This window comes from Mycobacterium bourgelatii (genome assembly GCF_010723575.1).
Lineage (GTDB): Bacteria > Actinomycetota > Actinomycetes > Mycobacteriales > Mycobacteriaceae > Mycobacterium > Mycobacterium bourgelatii.
In genome coordinates this window covers 5,507,672-5,529,797 of the sequence record NZ_BLKZ01000001.1, presented here as the reverse complement: position 1 = coordinate 5,529,797, position 22,126 = coordinate 5,507,672, and the positions used below count along the sequence as shown (strand labels likewise).

Sequence of the window (22,126 nt, the reverse complement as noted above, 5' to 3'; positions counted from 1 at the left end):
GCCGGGTTGCGTGGCGACGGATCGCCGATTTCCTTAGGGTGGTCCACAGCGAACAAACGGGGAGGGTCGTTGGAAGAGGGGACACCGTTCGGTCACTACCCGAACACGCCTGTGCCACCCCCGGGCCCGCCGATGTTCGGTGCGCCGCCACCAGCACCGGCGCCCCCGCAGCCGTACGGCAGCGAGCCGCCGCCCCAGTGGCCGCCTTACGGTCCGGTGCCGTACCCGCAACCGCAACACTTCGCGCCACCGCCCCCGCAGCCGGGAATGTCGCGGAACGCGAAGCTTGCACTTTTTGCCGGCGTCGCCGCCGCCGTCGTCATCGCGGTGATCCTCGTCGTAGTACTGGCTGTCGCTACATCTGGCGGTGGCTCCAATGTCCCAAGTACGCAGGCGAGTTCGCGGTCGTCTGCCCCGATGTCGTCGGGACCGCCGTCGGCGCCGTTGGCGCCCCCGGTCGCGCTGCCGTTGCCCACGCTGGAGGTCGGGTCGGCGATTGCGGTGGACAGCTCGGGCGCCGTTTTCATCGCTGACAGCGACGGCCAAATCTCGGAGTTGGTGGCCGGGTCGTCCAACCCGACGGCGCTGCCGTTCAAAGGGCTCAAACAACCCAGCGGGATCGCGGTGGATCGCAAGGGCGCCGTCTACGTGGTCGATTACGTCCAGAATCGGGTGTTGCAACTCAAGGCCGGCTCGTCCAAACCCACCGAGCTGCCCTTCAAAGGCCTCAAGGGCCCAACCGACGTGAAGGTCGATCAGGGCGGCAACGTCTTCGTCTCCGACAGTTACGGCCGCCGGGTGTTGAAGCTGGCCGCGGGTGCCGGCGCGGCGACCGTGCTGCCGTTCCAGAACCTCAAAATGCCTCAGGCTCTGGCGTTGGACCCCGCTGGCGCCCTGTACGTCGTCGACTTCTCCAGCAACCGGGTGCTCAAGCTTGCGGCAGGTTCGAAATCCCCGACGGTGCTGCCGTTCACCGGCCTCAATTGCCCGACCGGGGTGGCGGTGGACCGCAACGGCAACGTCTACGTCGCCGACCGCAACAATCACCGAATCGTCAACCTGGCGGCCGGCTCATCCCGTCAGACGGTTTTCTACGAGGCCGGGAAGGAAGTGGCCGACCTGGTGATAGACAACGAGGACCGCTACCTGTACGCACTCTCCGAAGGCCAGGTACTCAAGATTCAGATCGGCTGAAGCACACCCCGGGCTACCGGGCTAGCGGGTAAAGCCCCACTGTGCCTCGTTCGCTTCGGTTTTGAGGTGCTCGGCGGGATCTTCGTCGGCAGCGGGGCCCGGCGGGTGCGTGACCGTGGGCTGGCGGTCACCGATTTCGGTGATGGCATGCACCGGGCAGTCCAGCAGGGCCCGCATGACCGCATCGTGGTCCGCCGGTGCGACGGTGCCATCCCCGATCACGCACGCGTAGCCCCAGTCGTCGAGCGAAAAATAGTTGGGTGCATGCTTGGCACACAGCCCGAAACCGTCGCAAACGGTGCGGTCCAGGCGGATTTTCATAAGTCGCGCACCGCCTTTCCTGCCTCGGAGGCCTGGTAGGGACGCTCGGCGCGGAACGCGCCACTCGCGCAGTCCGGGCAGGTGCCGTCGAGGTGATGGGCCACCTCTTCGGGGAACTGGTCGAGCAGCGTCGCCGCGACATTGGTGGCGGCGTCCAAGGTTGCGCACGCGCCGCGTCCGCGCAACACCACTGACCATCGGCGCAGCCGTTCCAGATCCTCGGAGGTCGCCGCGAAATCCCGCAACGCGCCGCCGACGGCCGCCATGGCCGCCGTGCCGTTGAAACATGACCCGCACTGACCGGCGTTTTCGCGGTCGAAGTATGCCAACACCGAAGCGGCGACCGCGACCGGGCAGTCGTCGGTGATGAGAGAGATTGCGCCGCAGCCCAGTCCGCTGCCAAGCCCCCGCATGGTCTCGTGGTCGAGGGAGGTATCCAGCACCACCCGATTGAGTAGCCCGGCGAAGTAGCCGCCCATCAACACGCCGCGCACCTGTTCAGCCGAAACACCGTGCAATGCCAGCAGTTCGGCGAACGGCAGGCCGTGCGGCAGTTCATACAGGATCGGGGGCCGGTTGGCGCCGGTGATGGTGGCGAGAAAGGTTCCCGGCGACATCACCGTTCCCTGGGCGCGAAACGCCGTCGCGCCGTGGCGTTGTAGGTAGGGCACATTGGCGAGGGTTTCGACATTGCTCACCAGCGTTGGCCGCCCGTTGACGCCCACTTCGAAAGGGCGCGGCGGCTTGTCGGTCGGTTTGGCCGGGCCGCCGTTGATGGCGCGGACAGCAGCGGTTTCCTCACCGGCCACGTAACCCGGCTGCACCGACCGCAATTCGACGCCGACACCGCCAAGGGTGTCCGAGTCCAGTTCGTTGAGGGCGGCTTCGACGCTGTGCGCCGCATCCGGGTCGGACACGTAGACGTAGGCGTGATCAGCGGCCACGATCGCCGCGGCCAAGCGCAGTCCGTCCAGCACCAGATGCGGTCGGTTGCGCAACAGCCAGCGGTCTTTGATCGAAGCCGGTTCTCCCTCTTCGCCGTTCGCGACAACCACCGAACCGCCGGCAACCCGCCCGTTGTCCCGCACCGCGCGTAGCTTCAATCCCAGCGGAAACGCGGCGCCGCCTCGGCCGACCAATCCGCCGGATTCAATTTCCTTCAGCAGCATTTCGGCGTCGGTGAGCGCAAGATATCCACCCTGCTCGCGATACGCCGCTAGGTCCTCTGGTCCAAGACTTTCCCGCAGCAGCCGGGGCGGACAACCCGGCCAGGCGGCCGTCTTGACGGCGGCTTCGGTGGTGTTCATGGCTTGCCGACTTCCACGGTGATTAGGCTAGCTCGCATGCGGACGGCGGTGGTGCGGGTCAATGTCGACCCAGACCGTGTGCTGGCGGCCGAGGAACTACGCGACGGCATGACGGTCCTCCTCAGGCTGGTCAGCGAGGTCGGCGTCGACCTGGCTCGCAGGGATGTAAGCCGCGCTGTGGAGCTGCTCGTTACCGGCGACGACGTCGAATCCGCCAAGAAAACCGCGATCGAACTGTGCGCCAAGGCCTTCAACACTTCTCCGGTGCCGGGCGTGGTCACCTTCGTCAGTCGCGGCACCGATGACGACGCGCACGGCGTATTGGCCGGGTTCGGACTCACCGGTGAGATCATTCGCGAGCCCGGGAACGACGGCTACGACATCGTCTATGTGACCCTGCGCGAAGAAGACCTCGAGCGGGTTCCGGAAAGCCGCATCCACACGGCGCTGGAGGCGTCGCTGAACTGCGAGGTCCACATTCGCACGCGGTGAGATCATCGGCGGCCCTTAGGAGTCCAGGAATTCCAGGATCGCCGGTGCCGCCAGCACCCACGTGTCGAACATGTTGAAGTGCTTGACCTTGCCCGACGCGCGTTCTTCGGATGCCCGCTCCCACGCATCCTCGGGCCAGGGCGGGTCGATGAGTTTGGATCCCTTGATCAGGCAACTGACTTCCAGTGACGTCCGCTTGGGGTGATCCAGGTCGTTTTCCCCGCCACGAATGATCAGCGTGGGGACCTTTATCCGGTCGAACATTTCGTCGTCGACGCCGGGAATCGTCTGGCCCGGCTTGGACACGAATGCGTTGAGCCAACGCAGCATCACCTGGAGGAACTCGTCCTTGTCGAAGTCGAGAAAACGCTTCTCGTTGGCGGGATTCTGTGCGATGCGCTCGCGCCACTCCTGCAGTTTGATCACGCCGTCCATTCCGGTGCCGCGCACCGCAAGAATGTTCGGGATGATGTAGTACGAGCCCAACACGAAGGTGCCGTAGATGCCGCCGACGATGTTCCACACGACCAATTTGGTGACCAGATCCGGGTAGAGCATCGTGGTCAGCATGGAATCCCTTGCGCCGCCGGATCCTCCGGCCAAGATGCACCGCTCGAACCCCAGCCCCGTCACCAGTTTGTGCAAAGTTTCGGCGCGCATGTGTGATTCGCTCTGTCCATAGAACTGCACGTCGGAGGCGCCACAGTTGGGGCGGTCCCAGAGCAGCACGCGGTAGCCGCCGTCTCTGAGGGCCTCGGCCAGGGGGCGCAGGCCGTCGATGTCCTTGCTGAATCGACCACCCGGTGTCAGGGCGATGAGATCGCCGGTCTCACCCAGGATTTCGTAGACAACCCGGCCACCGTTCACCTCGAGTGAGGACACGCGATTCTCCTGTTGCGTCGTCACGCCATCACCAACACGTCATTGCCCACGACGCGCACCGGGTAGGTGCGGATGCTCCATTCCGGTTTCACCGCCGTGGTTCCCGTCGCCAACTCGAAACCCCATTGATGCCAGGGGCAGTAGATGTATTCCAGGTCGCGCACCATCACCGCATCTCCGGGGGCGGTCTCGTCGACGGCGGTCAGTCCTCGCGCTCGTCCCGAGCACAACGGACCACCTTGGTGTGGACAGTAATTCGCGATGGCGTAGAAGTTGCCGTTGACGTTGTAGACACCCACGCCGTGCCGCCCTATCGGTACCAATTTGTGGGTACCGGGCGGGATCTCGTCGACCGTTGCGACAACGTGCTCGCGGCCCTGGGCGAGGCGGGGCCGTTTTACTTGTTCTTCCAACTCAGTGAACCCGAACTTGACCCTCGAGCACCGGAACGGTTTCCGGGAGGTGATACGTCGCGATGCCGTTCTTGAACATCACGGCGTCCCGGGCCGCTTTCGGCAGATGCTTGACCAACCAGCGTGGGTCGTCGAACGTCCAGTGCGGGTAGTCCGACGAGTACAACAGGATCTTGTCGCACTCCATCCATTCCAACGCGCGAGTCAACTCGGTCTTGTCCTCGGGATAGTCCAGCGGTTGGGTGGTGAATTTGATGTTGCTCTTGACGTACTCCGACGGCTTGCGCTTGATGTCCAGCCGCGATTTTCGGGCCTCGTAGATCGCGTCCATGCGCCACATCAGCGGCAGGATCCAGGTGAACGCGTGCTCGACGAAGACGATGCGCAACGTCGGGAATCGGTCGAAGACGCCGTCGAAGATCAGGCTCATCACCTGGTTGGCCGCCAGCAGTGAGTAGGTGACCATGAAGTCGTGGTTGTAGCTGGGGAAGCCCACCGGGGGGGTGGGTAGCTCCTCGAAGTGGCTGCGCGACAGGTGGCAGCTCACCGTGATGTCGTGCTTGGTGGCAGCCGCCCAGATCGGGTCGTATTTCGGGTTCCCCCAGGACGGCCGCGGCTCGGCCTTGATCAAAATCTGTGCCATGTAGGGGTGGCCGGCCCAGCGCTCGATTTCGCGAACCGACGCTTCCGGGTCCTCGATGGCGAGACAGATCGATCCCCGCCACCGTTGGTGCCAGTTGTTGTGGCTGTCCAGCCAATGGTTGGCCTGCCAGTCGTTCAGCGCGACCGACATCGCATGCTGGGCCTCCGGGATGCGTGCCGGATACGCGGCGGGTTCCAGGATGGCAATGTCCGCGCCGGCCTCCATGATCAACTGGCGAAACGCCATATCCGGGTCGCTGCCCGGGAACTCGTTGTCGGGCGGGAAGGTGTCCACGCGCATCGCGTAGGCGTGCGCGTAATCCGGTGCGTCGTAGTAGATCTGCTCACCCACGCTGCGGGCGAGGAAGTACTTGCTGCGCCACGGCTCCGGGATGTACTGAGTGATTTCTCCGCGCTTGGGCACCGGGTGGACATCGGAGTCGACGCACCGGACGGCGATGCGCTCGGCGGCGGGGACACGCTCGTGCATATGGGTCAGCGTCATCCTGGACTCCCTCGTCTCCCTTGTTCACTTCTCATTCTGCGACCGCCCCTACGATCTAGCCAGGTCGGCGGCGATGTCGATCCCGTAGAGGTTGGCCGCATTGCGCCAGCAGAGCTTCTCGCGCTGCTCGCTGGACAGCGCCGGCGGTAGCTTGCTGACGTCTGCGCACTGCCAGTGCGGATAGCTGGAGCCGAACATCACCATGTCGTCCTTGCCGGTGAAGCTCATCCATTGCCCGGCATAGTCGGCATCGCCCGGGCCGTCGAGGCCGCCCTGGACGAAATACGTGTGGCCGGGTAGGTAGTCACTCGGGATCCGTGGTGCCCACGGCGTCTGTTCGAGGTGCGGTCGGCCGAACGTGTCCATCCGCCAGATGAAGGGTGTCACGAAGTCCGCGGCACCGTCCGCCCAGACGAATTTCACGGTCGGAAACCGTTCGAACACGCCCTCGGCGATCATGTTCATCAGGTGATAGATGTAGTTCAGCGCCATGAAGCTGACGTACTGCTCGTAAGTTCGGGTGTTGCCGGACGGGGTCGGCGGATAGGCGATGCCCGACCCGACCTCGATGTGTACCGCCACCGGTAGGTTCGCTTCGGCGGCGGCCTCCCACAGCGGCCAGAACTGCGGCTTGCCGTATAGCTCGCGGGATTGCAACGGGACGCCGATTTGCACCACGCGGGGGTGGTCGCGCCACTTTGCCAGCTCGCGCAGGGCGCCGGCGATATCGTCGGGATTGACGCGGATGGTGCCGCGGAACCGGTCGCCGAACTCGTCGGACTCCAGCCAGCGCGACACCAGCATCTCGTTGTGGGCGGCGTGCAGGGCGCTGCCGAGGTGACGGTCGGGCATGATGCCGCGGCCCATGGGATGCAGGACCGCTACGTCGACGCCACGCTTCGAAAAGAGTTCTTCGGCAACGATTTCCACGCTTGAACCGGGATATTCGCGGTTCGGTCCGAAGGCGCTCGGCAGATACTCCCCGCCGGGGGCCTGGTACCAGTCCATTTCGTAGTCGGGGAAACCGCGGCTTTTGAACGGCTCACGCAGAAAGCTGCGCAGGTCTTTGTTGGACGGATGGAAGATGTGGACGCTGGCGTCAATGAGCGGCGTGCGTGTTCCGTCAGCATGTTCGATCACGAAAGCCGCCCTCCGGCTTTGGTAGCCACGGGGAAACCCGAGGGGTCAGTTGATAGGTAATCTAACATTCTCGTCGGCTGCCAATCAACGGATCATTGGTAAGCAATTCGGTTAGCAATCGGGCCTGGTAGAGGCTATTTTTCGGGTGTATTGTGCAAGTGTCGTTCTTCAATAGGTATAATACCATTCTCCGATTCGTCAACAGGTCTCGCGCACGTCAGCGAGGTTGCCCGTCCGCCGAGCGCCTGCGATCTACCTACGACCTACCGACGATCACGCCGGCGGCCTTTTCGAAGGGCTTGATCACCGTCGTGAAGTCCGAATCCGGGCCCTGGTCGGCCTCCGCGGCGTCCCACAGCCTTCCGATCGTCTCGGCGACGTCGACGGGCACCCCAAGCGCCCTGGCTTCGTCCAGATACAGACGCACATCCTTGACCATCAGCCCGGTGGCGAACCCGTAATCGAAGGTGCGTGGCAGAACCGCCCGCGGAAACTTGTCCCGGCTCGCGCTCGTCCCGCCCGAACCTGCGTTGATCACCTCGAGCATCACGTCAGGGTCAAGACCGGCCTTGGCGCCCATCACCAGCACTTCCGCCGTCGCCACCAACACGTTCGCCGCCAGAATGTTGTTGGCGAGCTTCATGGTCTGCGCAGACCCGGGGATGTCGCCGACGTAGAACGGTCGACCGAATGTCTCGAGGATGCTTCGCACTTTGTCGAATTCGTTGCGCGGTCCGGAAAACATCAGGGCCAGAGCCCCATTCTCGGCGCCGCGAACACCGCCGCTGACCGGGCAGTCCAGCGCGACGATGGTCCGCTCGGCGAGGAGGTCGTGGATTCGCACGGCGGTCTGACTACCCACCGTCGACAGGTCGACGTACCGCTTGACCCGCGAGCCTTCGATCACACCCGCGGCGCCGGTCGCCACATCGAACGACGCGGCGGGCGACGGCAGGCTGGCCAGCACGGTCTCGGCACGATCGGCGACCTGCTTGGGGGATGTCGTTCGTTGTGCCCCGAGAGTGGCCACCCGATCGAGTGCCTCGTCACGGGTGTCGAAGGCAACCACGTGATGGCCGTTTCGATGAGGCGGCGCACAACCGGAAAACCGATGTTGCCCAAGCCGATAAAGCCCAGTTCCATCGCGACCTGCCTCGCTTTCGATCCGCCTAACGATCGTCGAGCTCGGCGAAGAACTCGCCCGCGGTACGGAAGCTGTCAACGGCGGCGGGCACTCCGGCGTAGATGGCGACCTGCAGGAAGATCTCCCGGATTTCCTCGCGGGTAACACCGTTGGTCAGGGCGGCCCTTAGGTGTGTGCGAAGTTCGTGCGGGCGGTTGAGCACCGACGTCATGGCCAGATTCAGCATGCTGCGCGTCTTGCGGGTTAGGCCGTCGCGTCCCCACACCGCGCCCCAGCAATATTCGGTGATCAGATCCTGCAGGGGGCCAGTGAATTCGTCGGCCTCGGCGATCGCTTTGTCCACGTAGTCCTTGCCCAGAACTTCGGAACGGATCTGGCGGCCCCGCTGATATGTTTCGCTGTCCAACGCCCAACTCCTCCGTGACCGGTCGCAGACTGCGTTCTAGCCGCGAGCAGACGCAAATGTACCCAAATGCGACCGGTGAAAACGGGATTTTGCGTCTGCTCGGCGGTGAGAGGTGCGGCGCGCGCTGAGTCAGGTTGGCTAGGCGCTCTTGAGCGCGGCGACCGTTTCCAGGTCATCGATCGCCCCGACCCCGCGCCGCAAGCCCTCCATGGCGATGTCTTCGGCCTGCATCCCGCCCATGCCCGCGACGATCAGCGGAGCCACATATGCGTACAGCGCGCTTTGGCGGTACCGCAGCCACAGCTCATCGCGATCCAGGTCGGGACCATCACACGCGGCCAGCGCCCGGCGATAGTGGTCCAGCAGATCGCGTTCGGCCGCCCGCCGGTCTTCGAGCGTCAGGCTGGTGATCAGCGTGTAGGCCAGTTCCCGCGACGCGTGTCCGCGCCGTACCGCCTGCCAGTCCAGCAGTCCCGCCCGGCCGTCCCGGAAGTAGATGTTGCCTGGGTGGGCGTCACCGTGCATGACGGTGTGCGGGGGAGCGTCGATGACGGCGGCGGCCGCACGGTAGTTGTCGGCGATGAGGCGGCCCTGGTCGTAATCCAGGTTGACCGAGCCCTCGCTGCGCTCGGTGAGGCGCTTGAGCGACGCCTTCATCAACGTGCCGGTCAACAGCGAAGTGTCGTCACCGGAGGGCGTGTAAAGCCAACCCAACCGGCTGCTTCCGTTGCGCGGCAGCCGGTCCCAGAAGGTGGCGTGCAGTTCGGCGAGCAATTCGACGACCAGGCTGGCCTGGTCGATGGACAGCGGGTGCAGCGTGTCGGGGAATTCGCACGAAGCAGGCAGATCCTCGAGGACCAGGAGGTAGCGGCCGGTCCAGGTGTCGAATGCCGCGCCGTAGCATTCGGGGACACCGGAGATATGCGGTGCGAGCTCACGGTAGAAGCGGACTTCGGTGTGCCCGAGTCGGCCTAGCTCGCCCACCATACGGGTCGCGGCCGTTGCCGCCGTGAGCTTGACGAAGACGGAGTCGGGGACGTGTCTCCCGGTCAGGACCAGTCGTCCCCGGGACGAGGTCCCGGCGTCGCTGTTGAGGACGCGGACGGTCCGGACGGCGGTTCCCATGACCCTGGACAGCACGGAGGCGTTGACCTGGTCGATCGTCCGGGGTAGGCCGACGCGGCTGCCGAGGACCGCGTCGGTGACGATGCGGCTCGCTCCCCGGCCCAGGTGAGTGGCCAGCCCGAATGCCGAAATAGCTGGTGTCACGCGGTTTTTCATGCTTGTCCGATTGCGAGATGTTGAGGGCGGGCCAGGCCGCCTAATTGACAATTCTGACAATAATACGTTGTCGGCTGTTTAATGCAGGGGTTTGTTCTTTGTTCCGGCAAGCACACGCATCCCCGGAGGTGCTCAATGCCCTCGGCTAACGTGCCAGGAATGAGCCGAGCCGGCGGTGACATCTGGAACGTAGTGTCGACCGCCCGCACGATCCGGCGTTTCACCGACGGGCCGGTCGACGACGTCATCCGTTGGAGGCGAGCGCTTCTGGGCCGTATTTCTGCTTGATCATCGTCCACGGGTCGGCGTACGGACCGCGGTGGTCACGTCGGTTCTGGAAGCCGAAGTAGGCCCGTGCCAACGGGCGGAGCGCAGGGCTCAGCGCCTTGAGTAAGAAGCGGAGCCGGCCCATCGACTCGGCGATCCACGCCACGGTCTCGGACCAATCGTGTTCCTGGAACTCAAGCAGCGCTTGGGATTCGGCGGTGTCGAACCACCCGGTGAAGCCCCAGCCGCGGTCGTCGTCGGGATTTGCCGGAAAGCCGATCGAGGGACCGAGCCGGCCGAGGCCGACGGCTTCCATCATGTCGTCTTGCAGGTCGCCCATCAGCTTGGCGCATTTCTCGTCGCCGGCGATCATCAGGACCTTGCCGTCGATGGTGTCGCGGCGGTCTACCGCGTTGGCGAAGGCCAGCGACGCATCCCGAGCGTCGATCGCGTGCATGCGGTTGTCCACCGGGGTGGAGCGCACCAATACCAGGTAGTCGCCGTCGAAGTTGGCGGCTCCATCCGGGGAGACGATCGCCGCCAGACGCAGGATCGCGTGGGGGAGGTTGCTCTTGGTGATGACGGCCTCGGCCAAGACCTTGTCCTCGCCGTATTGGTCGATCGGGTTGACCGGCGTGTCGGCGGTGATGAGTTCGGGTAGTCGGTGCGGGTTGCGCGAGCCGTACACCGCCGCGCTGGAGGCGAACACGAACAGCGGTGGCGTGCTGAGGTTTTGGGCCGCGGTAATGAGGTTTCTGGTGCCGTCCACGTTGACCCTGCGAGCCAGGCCCGGATTGCGATACGACAGTGGCGCCACGACCGCCGCCAGATGGACTATTGCGCCGGGCTGGTGGCGATCGATGACGGCGGCGACGGCGTCGGCATCGGTGAGGTCGGTGTGTTCGACGATCAGCTTGCCGGGGTCGGCGACTTTGGAGAGTGCGTCGACGGCGGGGGCCGTCTTGTCGTTGGCCAGGTCCATCGCGATCACGGTGCGGCCGCGGCGCAGCAGGATTTCGGCGCAGCGCTTGCCGAGTTGACCGAAAGCGCCGGTGACAAGGACGGTTTCGGGGTGGTTCATTTGTCGAACCTGCGGGCCAGCGCGGAACCGGCGTCACGCAACCGGGGCGAGATGCGTACCGAGAACAGCGGGTTGAACACGTCCTCACGGAGGCGGGTCAACGTGGAGGACTTGATCCGCCATTGGCTGTCGACTTTCTCGTAGGTCTCGTGATAGTGACCGCGCCCGTTGAGGTTGACGCCCGGGGCCAGACGGACCACATCCTCGAGCGCCCACACCCCGGTCGCGGTGGTGGCCGACGTCAGTTCGATTTCTGGGGCGTGCACCTGATGCACCGTCGGTCGTGACGGCTTGCCGAATATGTTGCGGACGAAAGCAACGAACTCGTCGGCGCCGGCGATGCGCTTGCCGCCCGACTGCGTGGTGTCGCTGACGAAATCATCGGTGAACAGTTCACGCCACTCATCCCATCGTTTGGTGTCCAGGAAGCGGCAATATCGGGCCTTGAGCTGTTTGATCGCTTCGATCTCACTCAGGGTGGTTGCGGCGTCCAACGTGGTCCCTTCCACCGTGATCGGTATGCACCTCAAACCTCATAGCCAGATTGGGAGATTACTACTTCCACTAGAGAGAATGCTATTCTCACAGCGCGGTGAGGACAGGAGGCGGCCGACGATGCTGTTGGAGTTCGATGCGGATCAGCGCCTGTGGCAGGACACGGTGCGCGACGTCGTCACGAAGCAATGTCCGCCCTCCCTGGTGCGTAGCGTGGCCGAAAAAGGCGTCGACACCAGCCCGCTGTGGAAGGTCTATCTGGACCTCGGCTGGACCGAGCTGAACGAACCCGAGAGCGCGGTCGAACTGGCGATCGTGCTCGAAGAGCTGGGCCACGCCACCGATCCCACTCCGTTTCTGGCGACGATGAGCCAATTCGCGCCGTTGGCCGGACCGCAGTTTGACCCGCACCAGTCGGGCACCGCCGTGTACTCCGGGGTGACGGCGCGCCGAGACGCCGACGGCTGGGTGCTGGATGGGACGGCGCGCCATGTGCTGGACGGCGACCGGGTGGACCGGTTGGCAGTGGTGACGGAGGCGGGCGTGTTCATCACCGAGGCCGGTCAGGTCTCGGCCCGGCGCGAGGCGGTATTCGACCCGGTGTTGCACGTGGCTGACCTGACGTTCGCTCAGGTCCGGGTTCCCGACACCGCCCGGGTGCACGTCGACGCCGAGCGCGCTCGTCACGTCGCGTTGACCGGCATGGCCCTCACGATGGTCGGCGCCTGCCAGCGCATCCTCGATCTGGTGCTCGAGCACGTGCGCAGCCGTCACCAGTTCGGGGTACCGATCGGCTCGTTCCAGGCGGTTCAGCACAAGGCCGCCGACATGCACGTCGCCGTGCAGCGTGCCCGGGCTCTGGCCTATTTCGCCGCGTTGACGATCGCCGCCGATGATCCGCGTCGGCGGTTGGCCGCCGCCATGGCCAAAGCATCGGCCGGTGAATGTCAGTCCCTGGTCTTTCGACATGGCCTGCAACTGCACGGCGCAATGGGCTTCACGTGGGAGAACGACCTGCAGTTTGCGCTGAAGCGGGCCAAGGCGGGCGAACTGATGCTCGGCGGCGCGGCGGAACATCGGGCACTGATTGCCGAGGAGTACCGTGCAGCTGACTTTTGATTCCGACGTCGAGGAGTTCCGGGCGGAGTTCTCGGCCTTTCTCGACGAAAACCTCCCTCCCGCAAGCGAAACGCTGGAGCGCCCGCGCTCGGTGTCGCACATGCCGCAGTGGGCGCGCCGCTGGCAGCGCCTGCTCTTCGACAACGGCTGGTTGCTGCCCAGCCAGCCGCCGGAGTTCGGCGGGCGCAACGCGACGGTGCTGCAGCAATACGTCTACCTCGAGGAACTGTGCCGGCGCCGGATCTACCACAGTCTGAATCCTCAGGGCGTGAATATCGTTGCGGCGTCGTTGTTGTCGTTCGGCAGCGATGAGCAGAAGCGTCGTTGGGCGGTGCCGATCCTGCGAGCCGAGATCACGGCCTCGCTGGGCATGAGCGAACCGAGTGCGGGTTCGGATCTGGCATCGTTGCGCACCCGCGCGGTGCGGGACGGCGATCACTTTGTGGTCAACGGGCAGAAGGTGTGGACGTCGGGAGCCCACGACGCCGATGTGTTGTTGACCTTTGTTCGCACCGATCCCGATGCGCCGAAACACAAGGGCATCAGCGCGTTGGTGATACCGACCGATACCGAAGGGTTGGTGCGCCGGCCCTTTCCGTCGATATGCGACATCGACGACCTGGATTTCAACGAGGTGTTCTTCACCGATGTTCGGGTGCCCGTGGAGAACCTGGTCGGCCCCCTCAACGAGGGATGGCGGGTGGCCAACGGGTCCCTTGGGCACGAACGCACGATGATGTGGTTGGGCTTCGCCGACCGGATGGACAACATGCTCACCGACTTCCATCCCGTTACTGCGTTGGACCGTGACCAATACGCCAGCACGATCATGGACAAGCAGGCGTTGCGGTTGTTGGGGTCGGTGGCGCTGGCTCGTGCCGCTCGCGGTGAGGACGATACCGCCGCGATCTCGGTGTTGAAATTGCTTGGCTCCGAGGCGGAATTGCGTATCAGCCAACACGCGTTAGAGGCTGCTGGGCCCGATGGTTTGGTGCACCCCGCGTTGACCGGCCCGTACGCGCCGATGAATCTCGACCACTATTTCGCTAGTTGGTTCGAACGGTACGCCCGCAGCTTCTCGGGCACCATCGCCGGCGGTACGTCGGAGATCCAGCGCAACATCATCGCCCAGCGGGTGCTCGGGCTGCCACGCGGCTAAATTTGCCCCCGGCGAGCAGACGCAAACTTGTACGAAAACCCCGATTTTCATACAAGTTTGCGTCTGCTCGCGAAGAGTCGGTGTGTCCTAAACCGGGTCGAACTTGGTGATCAGCCAGTCGCCGTCAATCCGGCTCAAGCTCACCAGGACACTGCTGGACGACACGGAGGGATCCGGATTGTCTTTGCTTGTGGTGATCTGGTTGACGTAAACCAGGACGACGGCCGAGTCCGGGTGTAACTCCGACACCGCGGTCCCGACAACGTGGGCGGTGGTTTTCAGCGCCTTCTGTTTGGCCGCGGGAGCCACGATCTGCTCGGTGAATTGGTTGTAGTACGACAGGAAATTCCCGGACAGGTGTGCCCTGGCGGTGGCGAAGTCCTTGTCGAGCGACTCGGGTGAATACGAGAGCAGCGCAACCGTTCCCTCGGAGGCCGCGCTGGCAACCGCCCGGGCGACGCCGGGATCGGTCCGTCGGTTCGGCTGATAGCGCTCGACGTACACCCACGTCGCCACACCGACGGATATCACCAGCAGGAGTATCAGGGTCGCAGGAACGACTTTCACCTTCCCCAGCGTGCGTGACCAGGTACCCGGCTCGCGTTCGGTTTGCATGGGGGAGTAGTCCTGATCGTCGTCGATGGCCTCTTCGGTATCGATGATTTCGGTGGTTTGGAGGTCGCGGGTTTGATCGGTCACGGCACGAACTCCAATTTCGACATCTTGTACTGTCCGCCTTCTTCGGTCACGGTTACCCGCAGCCGCCACACGCGTGGTTCGTCCTTTGCGCCATCGGCATTGGTGATCGTCGAGGTCGCCGAGACCAACACCGATGCGGAATGCTCATCCATCGATTCGACGGCCGCCGCGTTGATCGTTCCCTGCGTTATTACTTGGGACTCCTCGACAACCGTCACGAAATCCTTTGCACGCTGCTGGAATTCGTCCCGGAACTGGCCGGTGGAGCTGTCAAGCAGCCGCTGGACGTCCTCCTTGGCCCTGTGGAAGTCCAAGGACGCCATGTTAATCACGCCCTGCTTGGCCCCGGCGATGAAGTTCGCGGCGCGCTGCCGCCGCTCGGCGGCGTTGTGGTCTTCCCACACCATGTATCCGCTAGCGCCAGCAAATGCGCAGATGAGGATGATCGCGACCACTTTGAAAGTCGCTGACAGTGACGGCAACCGGCTTGCGGCCCTAATCCGCCTCCGGCGCCGCGATTCCGGTACCGCAGCTTCGACGGTCTCTTCATCGGTCTCGGGATCGGACTCTTCGACGTCGGGGCCTTGTGGGTCGGCGGTCTCGACCTCAGTGATCTCGGCGGATTCGGATTTAGCCTCGGCCTCGGTGTCCCCGACCTGGGTGGACTCCGCCGACTCGGCCTCGGCGGCTTCGGACTTCTCCTGCGCCTCGCGCCGTAGCCGGGCGACACGGGCCCGCGCGCGAGCGGCGGCGGCCAACGCTTCGGCTTCGGCGGCTTCTGCCTCGGCTTCCTCGAGCAACGCCATTGCCTCGGCTTGCGATATCGCCGAATCTTGGGACGGTGGCTTCGCCTTAACCACTGCGCTTCCCGCGCGTCGTCATCATCATCGACAGAACTCCGATATCAATTGAGTGGGCACGCGCCTCGATGAAGCGGCCAAGCAGGCGCGCACGTCCACCTGGGTTCAGTGCGGGAATCGTTCCCGAAGACAAAGGCGTTCGCGGCTACCATCGCACAAGCGTGAAGGGATAAGTGTCTGTGCCCCCGGGTCCGCCGCCACAGCCGGTGTCGTATGTGGTGACCAATTCGCCACTCAATGTGACCGCATCCCACGAATAGACGTCATGCGAGGGAAAAAACTGGACCACGCAGCGCACACCATCTGGCACGTCGACGGTCATGGTGTAGCGGCCATTGGACAACCACGCGTCTCCTTTGTAGGGCGCCGCTTGCCCATTGGGTTGCGGTACCGCCTGGATGGTCAGGCATCCCGATGCGCGAGACGGGCACGGCCTAATCGCCCAGATCCAGCTGTGGCCGCGATCCCGGTCCGTATTCGCCAGATAGTTGCCAACCTGCATGTCCGCGTGGGCGGCCGGTGTAATAGTCAGCGCGGCCATGGCAAGCGCAATGCTTGCTGCGAAAGTCTTCACCGACGCGTCTCCCATCTCTAGCACACGCGCTCGGACTCAATATAGAGCGCGACCACACTGCACAGGCCTAATCTGGAAATTCGTGCACGTCAATGGGCCCGCTATCGGGGGGCGCCGCGACGTCGCGGCGAGGTGGGCCAGTCCGATGGTGGCGACCCGCTGCGCCCGGCTCCGCCGCGCTTGCGATCGCCACTGGTCCGATGGTGGCGACCCGCTGCGGCCGGCTTCGCCCCATTGTGGCGACCCGCTGCGCCCGGCTTCGCCGCGCTTGCGATCGCCACGGCCGCCCTTGCGATTGCCACTAGTCGATGACCGCGGCTTCCTTGCGCTCCGTGACGGGCCTGGCGAGCTCTTGTTCATCGCAAATGCGTTGCAACTTGTCCAGGGTTTCGTCGAGACCTGCACCGACCCGGCGGCCGGGCGTGAAGGTGGCCGGCAGCTTGCGCATGCCCTGAATGACACCGATGCTCTCGTAGTGCACGGCGCCGTCGGGATCGCAGTGGTAGTCGGGCATCCGGTCGAGCACCGCGGTCAGCATGGACTTGAACACGGTGCGCGCCACGTTCGATCCGATGCACCGATGCACGCCGATACCAAAGCTGAAGTGCCGGTTGCCCTTACGATCAAGGACGATCGCGTTCGGTTCGGGGAACACCGACGGGTCGCGATTGGCCATGGCCCACGAAATCCACAGCCGCTCACCCTCTTTGAACCGATAACCATTGACTTCGACATCGTCGGAGAAGGTTCTGCCGTCGCCGGGCGCCGGGGTGAAGAAGCGCAAGAACTCCTCGGTCGCCGGGTCGAGCAGAGTGTCCAGGTTGTCCCGCAGGCGCTCTCGTTGCTCGGGATTCTCCGAAAGCCATTCCAGCGAATGCGCGGTCAACGCCGTCGTGGTGTCGAACCCGCCGCCGATGACCAAGCCGAGATTGCCCAGAATCTCGAGGTCCGGAGCCGGTTCGCCGTCGATCCGCATCTGCAGCAGCCCATTCACGATGCCGGGACGCGGATTCTCGCGAATCTCCAGCATGTTGTTGACCATGTCGAGGCCCATCTCCCGGTGCATCGCGGTGACCCGCTCGATGTCGGGGGAGTGCTCCGGGGTGTATACGGCGGCATGGACCGGCTCGCTGTATAGGTTCCACTTCTTCAGCGGGATGCCCAGCATCGCCAGCGTCAGCACGGCGGGCACGATATTGGCCAGATCGTCGACGAAGTCGATGTGGCCCGTCTCGATCTTCTCGTCCAGACAGGCGCGGGTCACGTCGTCGATGAACGGTTCCCAGCGCTTGACCGCGGCAGGGGACAGGTACGGGTTCAGCACCGTCCGGTAGGTGCGGTGCTCCGGGTCATCCATTTCCAGGATGCCGCCCCGTACTACGCTCACCCGGCTGGCCGTCGGGATGGAAATGCCCTTGTAGCCGCGTCGTTCGCCGTGGATGTCGTGATCATTGGAGACCGCCGGGCACCGTGCCAGCTCGAACACCTCGGTGCTTCCGGCCGCGACCCAGTGCCCGCCGTAGGTGTCGGTCCACGCCATCGGGCACTTGGCGTGCATCTCCTCGGTGATGCTCTCGAACTTCTCCCGGTAGTCGGCGGCGTGCCGATCGAAGTGATACCGGTTCTTCTTGCGATCGCTGTCGCTGTCACTCACGATGTCGTCCACACTCAAAGCGGCTCGCCCCCTTTACGTTTCGTCTGTCACGAGGATGGCCTGCTCCGGACAGGAGTGCGCGGCTTCGCGGACCAGGTCCTGCTGGTCGGCCGGAACCACCTCACTGACCGCCGAGGAACTGCCGTCAATGTCGCTGAGCTGGAATGATTCTGGAGCAATCATCGCGCACAGCGTGTGGCCTTGGCAGCGTTCGGGATCAACCCATACCTTCACGTTGTCTCCTTGAGCTCAGGTGTTGCGGCCGCCGTTGACGCCCAATATCTGACCGGTGATGTAGCCGGCTTCCTCCGACACCAGAAAGGCGCACGCGGCGGCGATATCTTCCGGCTTGCCCATCCGGCGCACTGGAGTCCGGGCGATGGTCTGCTCCACGTCGCCGAGCAAGCCCTGTGTCTCGGCCTTGCGCAACATCGGGGTGTCGATGAAGCCGGGAGGCACGGCGTTGACCGTGATGCCGCTCGGGCCGTACTCGAGTGCCAGCGACTTGGTGAGGCCGTTGACCGCGGACTTGGCGGCCACGTAGTGCGCCATGAAGGGTTGGCCGGAATGCGCGCTCGACGACGAGATGTTGACGATCCGTCCCCAGCCGGCCTCCAGCATGTCGGGCAGCACCGCCTGGATCGTGTGGAAGACCCCGTTGAGGTTGACATCGATTACGCGCTGCCAGTCCTCGAAGGTGATGTTGGCGAACTTCTTGAACCCGTCCAGACCGGCCGCGTTCACCAGAACGGTGATCGGGCCCAATCGGTCGCGGATCGCTGAGACGGCGGCGTCGACCTGCGACCGGTCCGTCACGTCGGCGGTGTAGGCGAGGTCGTCGTCCGACGATTGGAGGTCGATCGTGGCCACGTCGAGACCGTCGGCGCGCAGCCGACGCACGACGGCCAGGCCGATGCCGGATCCACCACCGGTTACGACCGCCGTCTTCATGTCGAGGCCTTTGCTACAAGGCGGAGCATCTCACTCAAAAAGAATCTCCCTTACAATTATGAGAACCTTACTCTCATGCCGAAGCGGCTCGCAAGCAAGCGCGAAAACCGTGCGCGGCCTGCGGTGAGAGGCCGAAGGCGCGTTCCACTGAGCGGTTGCTTAGCCAGCCGGTGACTTTGTCCAGTTCCTGGAAATTTGTTGAATTCTCCGAGCCCGAATGTAGTATTCGCCGGGGAAGAGAATGAAATTTTCGTGACACTCACCACACTGGGGGTATCGATCATGCCTGCGCAGGACCTGGCTCTAGGGGGACTCAAGAGGGGACGGGCATGAGGCCGCTGGAGGGCATCCGCGTCCTGGAGGTCGCGATGTACGGGTTCGTCCCGTCGGCGGGCGCCGTACTGGCCGAGTGGGGTGCCGACGTGGTCAAGGTCGAGCATGCGGTGACCGGCGATCCCCAGCGTGGCCTGCGGCAGACCGGCATGCTGCGGGTCGAGGGCGACCCCAACCCCAACATCGAGCACGCCAACCGCGGCAAGCGCAGCATCGGGTTGGACATGTCGGTACCCGAGGGCAAGGAAGTTCTGCACGAGTTGGCCCGCCGGTCCGATGTGTTCCTCACCAGTTTCCTGCCTGACGCCCGGCGCAAGTTCGGCATCGACGTCGACGACATCCGCGCGGTAAACCCGAAGATCATCTACGCGCGGGGCAGCGCCCTCGGTCCGCGTGGCTCTGAGTCCGACAAGGGCGGCTACGACATGACCGCGTTCTGGTGCCGGGCCGGAACCGCGGCGACGATCACGCCGATGGGCTACGAGGGGATGGTCAATCCGCCGGGCCCCGCCTTTGGCGACACCATCTCCGGCACCAACCTCGCCGGCGGCATCGCGGCAGCTTTGCTGAAGCGCGAGCGCAGCGGCGAACCGTCCGTAGTCGATGTCTCATTGCTCGGTAGCGGCGTGTGGTCGATGGGCCACACGGTGGCGCTGACGAACCACCTCGGTCAGTTACTGCACGCGCCGCCGGCCGGCGTCCATGGCTCGCCGATCAACCCCCTCGTGGGGGTGTACCCGACGGCCGACGGCCGCCACATATCGCTGGTGATGATGCAGCCCGGCAAGTACTGGGCCGACGTGTGCAAGCACATCGAACGACCGGAATTGATCGACGACCCACGCTTCGCCGACGCGGAAAAAATCGCCGCCAACACAGCGGAAGCGGTTGAGATCTTGAAAAAGGTCATCGCAACCCGCACGCTTGCCGAGTGGAGCGAACGCTTTGCCACTCTTGCCGGGCCCTGGGCGCCGGTGCAGGACACCCTGCAAGTGGCAGCCGACCCGCAGATCCGCGCGAACGAATATATAGTGCGCGCAGGCGAACTCGACCTCGCCGCCAACCCGGTGCAGTTCGACGTCACCGCGCCGCAGACCGGCCCCGCGCCCGGATTCGCCGAACAGACAGACGAAATCCTGTTGGAACTAGGGCTGGACTGGGACCGCATCATCGAACTGAAGACAGCCGGCGCCGTCACCTAGGGGCTCGAGTTGTGTAAGACGCGGAGGCCAAACTCATATCGGTTCACGGGGTGTCCGATAACGGTTTTGGTTTCCCATTCCGCCGGAGCGTCGGATGAGTAATAATCGCTGCACGCTTCAATTCGTGGACGCTGGGCCGGGCTGGCATCGGGTTGGAGCGCCAACTCACGCAACGGAACGGAGGGCTGGCGTGAGGAGGGAGACCCTGAACGGCCTCGCGAAGCCGAGATCTTGCAATTCGCTGCGCATTTCGTCCTTGACGTCATTGTCGCCGCGAGTTGGGCCTCACGAGCCGAAGGCGCCTGTTGTCGATGGCGAATAGATCGAACAAGGACACGAATCGCTGGTCGCCCGGAATATCGTTGCCCTCAGGCTTCTCCGGGGCAATGCAGGCGGTCGGTGGCCTGTTCGCGATGTCGGCAGACGCGATCAGGTTCTTGTTCCGGCGGCCCTTCCAGACGCGGGAGTTCTTCGAACAGTCGTGGTTTGTCGCCCGCGTGTCGCTGTTGCCCACGCTGTTGGTGGCGATTCCGTTCACGGTTCTGGTGAGCTTCACGCTCAACATCTTGTTGCGCGAACTCGGCGCGGCTGACCTCAGCGGCGCGGGTGCCGCTTTCGGCGCGGTCACTCAGGTCGGCCCCCTCGTGACCGTGCTGATTGTGGCCGGTGCCGGTGCGACGGCGATGTGCGCGGACTTGGGTTCGCGCACGATCCGCGAAGAGATCGACGCGATGGAAGTGCTGGGTATCAATCCAATTCAGCGTTTGGTGACGCCGCGCATGCTGGCCGCCGGATTGGTTGCGCTATTGCTGAACAGCCTGGTGGTCATCATCGGCATCCTGGGCGGCTACATCTTCTCGGTGTTCGTTCAAGACGTGAATCCCGGTGCGTTCGCGGCGGGCATCACGTTGTTGACCGGCGTTCCCGAGATGATCATTTCGTGTGTCAAGGCAGCGCTTTTCGGTCTGATCGCCGGATTGGTCGCGTGTTATCGCGGGCTTACGGTATCGGGCGGCGGCGCCAAAGCGGTGGGCAACGCGGTGAACGAAACCGTGGTGTTCGCGTTCATGTCGCTCATGGTCGTCAATGTAGTTGTCACCGCTATCGGTATCCGATTCTCGACCAAGTAGCGCGAAGGAGGTGTAGGACACGCGATGGCACTGCGCGCCACCTATCCGCGTCTGACGCGACAAATCCAGCGGCCGGCCGCCGCCTTGGGGCGGGTGGGCGATCACACGCTGTTCTACGGCAAAGCGCTGGGAGGCATACCATTCGCGGTCACTCGTTACCGGCGGGAGATCATCCGCCTCATCGCTGAAATCAGCATGGGTGCGGGGACTTTGGCGATGATTGGCGGGACGCTCGCGATTGTCGGCTTCATGACGCTCGCCGCGGGTGGCACGCTGGCGGTCCAGGGATACAGCTCACTGGGCAACATCGGCATCGAGGCGTTGACCGGATTTCTTTCAGCCTTCATCAACGTGCGCATCGCAGCGCCGGTTGTCGCGGGCATCGGTTTGGCAGCCACCTTTGGTGCCGGCGTCACGGCTCAGTTGGGTGCCATGCGGATCAACGAAGAAATTGACGCCCTGGAATCCATGGCGATTCGGCCGATCTCGTATCTCGTGAGTACCCGGATCATGGCCGGAATGTTGGCGATCACGCCCTTGTACAGCATCGCCGTCGTCCTGTCGTTCCTGGCTAGCCAGTTCATCACCGTGATGCTCTTCGGCCAATCAAGCGGCTTGTATAACCACTACTTCACCACGTTCTTGAACCCGATCGACCTGCTGTGGTCGTTCCTGCAAGCCATCGCGATGGCGATCACGATCCTGTTGATCCACACGTATTACGGCTATTTCGCTTCGGGCGGACCGGCCGGTGTAGGGGTCGCAACTGGTAACGCGGTGCGGACTTCGCTGATCGTGGTCGTGTCAGTGATACTCCTGGTTTCGCTCGCCGTTTACGGCGCCAACGGAAACTTCAACCTGTCCGGCTAGGTGGA

General features: G+C 64.0%; 23 protein-coding genes and 1 pseudogene. 7 read left to right on the top strand and 17 right to left on the bottom strand.

Annotated features, from left to right (window positions below):
* Window positions 1–69: 69 nt before the first annotated feature.
* A complete protein-coding gene (locus G6N68_RS31645; protein ID WP_163717526.1) occupies window positions 70–1,194 on the top strand; it encodes an NHL repeat-containing protein in 1,125 nt (374 codons plus the stop codon).
* A gap of 21 nt (window positions 1,195–1,215) precedes the next feature.
* On the opposite strand, the gene G6N68_RS23660 is transcribed toward G6N68_RS31645, so the two are convergent.
* A complete protein-coding gene (locus tag G6N68_RS23660; RefSeq protein WP_163717524.1) occupies window positions 1,216–1,515 on the bottom strand; it encodes a ferredoxin in 300 nt (99 codons plus the stop codon).
* On the bottom strand, window positions 1,512–2,822 hold the full coding sequence (locus G6N68_RS23655; RefSeq protein WP_163717522.1) for an NADH-ubiquinone oxidoreductase-F iron-sulfur binding region domain-containing protein: 1,311 nt from the start codon (window positions 2,820–2,822) through the stop codon (window positions 1,512–1,514). Before G6N68_RS23655 ends, G6N68_RS23660 begins: the two co-directional genes overlap by 4 nt.
* A 36-nt stretch (window positions 2,823–2,858) precedes the next feature.
* Here G6N68_RS23655 and G6N68_RS23650 point away from each other — a divergent pair, with 36 nt between their 5' ends.
* A complete protein-coding gene (locus G6N68_RS23650) occupies window positions 2,859–3,314 on the top strand; it encodes a hypothetical protein (protein ID WP_163717520.1) in 456 nt (151 codons plus the stop codon).
* 15 nt (window positions 3,315–3,329) lie between these two features.
* On the opposite strand, the gene G6N68_RS23645 is transcribed toward G6N68_RS23650, so the two are convergent.
* The 9 genes and pseudogenes from G6N68_RS23645 to G6N68_RS23600 form a co-directional block, all read right to left on the bottom strand.
* Window positions 3,330–4,196: an alpha/beta fold hydrolase gene (locus tag G6N68_RS23645; RefSeq protein ID WP_163717519.1), complete on the bottom strand. Its 867-nt coding sequence runs from the start codon at window positions 4,194–4,196 to the stop codon at window positions 3,330–3,332.
* Between the two features lie 20 nt (window positions 4,197–4,216).
* On the bottom strand, window positions 4,217–4,609 hold the full coding sequence (locus tag G6N68_RS23640) for a Rieske (2Fe-2S) protein (protein WP_163717516.1): 393 nt from the start codon (window positions 4,607–4,609) through the stop codon (window positions 4,217–4,219).
* 1 nt (window position 4,610) lies between these two features.
* Entirely contained in the window at window positions 4,611–5,756 is a 1,146-nt protein-coding gene (locus tag G6N68_RS23635) for an amidohydrolase family protein (RefSeq protein WP_163717515.1), read from the bottom strand.
* Between the two features lie 48 nt (window positions 5,757–5,804).
* Window positions 5,805–6,896: an amidohydrolase family protein gene (locus G6N68_RS23630; protein WP_163717514.1), complete on the bottom strand. Its 1,092-nt coding sequence runs from the start codon at window positions 6,894–6,896 to the stop codon at window positions 5,805–5,807.
* Between the two features lie 256 nt (window positions 6,897–7,152).
* Window positions 7,153–8,039 (bottom strand): annotated as a pseudogene (locus G6N68_RS23625) (NAD(P)-dependent oxidoreductase).
* A 26-nt stretch (window positions 8,040–8,065) separates the two neighbouring features.
* Window positions 8,066–8,446 (bottom strand): carboxymuconolactone decarboxylase family protein, encoded by a 381-nt coding sequence (locus tag G6N68_RS23620; RefSeq protein ID WP_163717512.1) that lies wholly within the window; start codon window positions 8,444–8,446, stop codon window positions 8,066–8,068.
* Between the two features lie 138 nt (window positions 8,447–8,584).
* Complete coding sequence (locus G6N68_RS23615; protein WP_163717510.1) at window positions 8,585–9,727, bottom strand: phosphotransferase; 1,143 nt, start codon at window positions 9,725–9,727, stop codon at window positions 8,585–8,587.
* Window positions 9,728–9,971: 244 nt separating this feature from the next.
* Window positions 9,972–11,075 carry an NAD-dependent epimerase/dehydratase family protein gene (locus G6N68_RS23605; RefSeq protein ID WP_163717508.1) on the bottom strand — a complete coding sequence of 368 codons (1,104 nt, stop codon included), beginning with the start codon at window positions 11,073–11,075 and terminating at the stop codon, window positions 9,972–9,974.
* Window positions 11,072–11,584, bottom strand: a complete 513-nt coding sequence (locus G6N68_RS23600) for a nuclear transport factor 2 family protein (protein WP_371871655.1) — start codon at window positions 11,582–11,584, stop codon at window positions 11,072–11,074. The genes G6N68_RS23605 and G6N68_RS23600 overlap by 4 nt, the downstream gene beginning before the upstream one ends.
* A 106-nt stretch (window positions 11,585–11,690) precedes the next feature.
* Here G6N68_RS23600 and G6N68_RS23595 point away from each other — a divergent pair, with 106 nt between their 5' ends.
* Together G6N68_RS23595 and G6N68_RS23590 are read left to right on the top strand one after the other, a co-directional pair.
* Window positions 11,691–12,689 (top strand): acyl-CoA dehydrogenase family protein, encoded by a 999-nt coding sequence (locus G6N68_RS23595; protein ID WP_163717506.1) that lies wholly within the window; start codon window positions 11,691–11,693, stop codon window positions 12,687–12,689.
* The gene (locus tag G6N68_RS23590; RefSeq protein ID WP_163717504.1) at window positions 12,673–13,848 is read left to right on the top strand and encodes an acyl-CoA dehydrogenase family protein; all 1,176 of its coding nucleotides are present in this window, start codon (window positions 12,673–12,675) and stop codon (window positions 13,846–13,848) included. The genes G6N68_RS23595 and G6N68_RS23590 overlap by 17 nt, the downstream gene beginning before the upstream one ends.
* An 87-nt stretch (window positions 13,849–13,935) precedes the next feature.
* On the opposite strand, the gene G6N68_RS23585 is transcribed toward G6N68_RS23590, so the two are convergent.
* The 6 genes from G6N68_RS23585 to G6N68_RS23560 form a co-directional block, all read right to left on the bottom strand.
* The gene (locus G6N68_RS23585; RefSeq protein WP_240355829.1) at window positions 13,936–14,463 is read right to left on the bottom strand and encodes a hypothetical protein; all 528 of its coding nucleotides are present in this window, start codon (window positions 14,461–14,463) and stop codon (window positions 13,936–13,938) included.
* A gap of 80 nt (window positions 14,464–14,543) precedes the next feature.
* The gene (locus G6N68_RS23580) at window positions 14,544–15,407 is read right to left on the bottom strand and encodes an Rv1363c family protein (protein WP_205351426.1); all 864 of its coding nucleotides are present in this window, start codon (window positions 15,405–15,407) and stop codon (window positions 14,544–14,546) included.
* A gap of 145 nt (window positions 15,408–15,552) precedes the next feature.
* Window positions 15,553–15,996 (bottom strand): hypothetical protein, encoded by a 444-nt coding sequence (locus G6N68_RS23575; protein WP_205351425.1) that lies wholly within the window; start codon window positions 15,994–15,996, stop codon window positions 15,553–15,555.
* A gap of 286 nt (window positions 15,997–16,282) precedes the next feature.
* Window positions 16,283–17,653 carry a cytochrome P450 gene (locus G6N68_RS23570; RefSeq protein WP_163717498.1) on the bottom strand — a complete coding sequence of 457 codons (1,371 nt, stop codon included), beginning with the start codon at window positions 17,651–17,653 and terminating at the stop codon, window positions 16,283–16,285.
* 15 nt (window positions 17,654–17,668) lie between these two features.
* A complete protein-coding gene (locus tag G6N68_RS23565; protein WP_163717496.1) occupies window positions 17,669–17,869 on the bottom strand; it encodes a ferredoxin in 201 nt (66 codons plus the stop codon).
* A 15-nt stretch (window positions 17,870–17,884) separates the two neighbouring features.
* Window positions 17,885–18,586 carry an SDR family NAD(P)-dependent oxidoreductase gene (locus G6N68_RS23560; protein WP_163717494.1) on the bottom strand — a complete coding sequence of 234 codons (702 nt, stop codon included), beginning with the start codon at window positions 18,584–18,586 and terminating at the stop codon, window positions 17,885–17,887.
* 329 nt (window positions 18,587–18,915) lie between these two features.
* Here G6N68_RS23560 and G6N68_RS23555 point away from each other — a divergent pair, with 329 nt between their 5' ends.
* The 3 genes from G6N68_RS23555 (at window position 18,916) to G6N68_RS23545 (ending at window position 22,121) form a co-directional block, all read left to right on the top strand.
* Window positions 18,916–20,121: a CaiB/BaiF CoA transferase family protein gene (locus G6N68_RS23555; RefSeq protein WP_163717493.1), complete on the top strand. Its 1,206-nt coding sequence runs from the start codon at window positions 18,916–18,918 to the stop codon at window positions 20,119–20,121.
* Between the two features lie 311 nt (window positions 20,122–20,432).
* On the top strand, window positions 20,433–21,251 hold the full coding sequence (locus tag G6N68_RS23550) for an MlaE family ABC transporter permease (protein WP_163717490.1): 819 nt from the start codon (window positions 20,433–20,435) through the stop codon (window positions 21,249–21,251).
* 24 nt (window positions 21,252–21,275) lie between these two features.
* A complete protein-coding gene (locus G6N68_RS23545; protein ID WP_163717488.1) occupies window positions 21,276–22,121 on the top strand; it encodes an MlaE family ABC transporter permease in 846 nt (281 codons plus the stop codon).
* The last annotated feature ends 5 nt before the right edge of the window (window positions 22,122–22,126 follow it).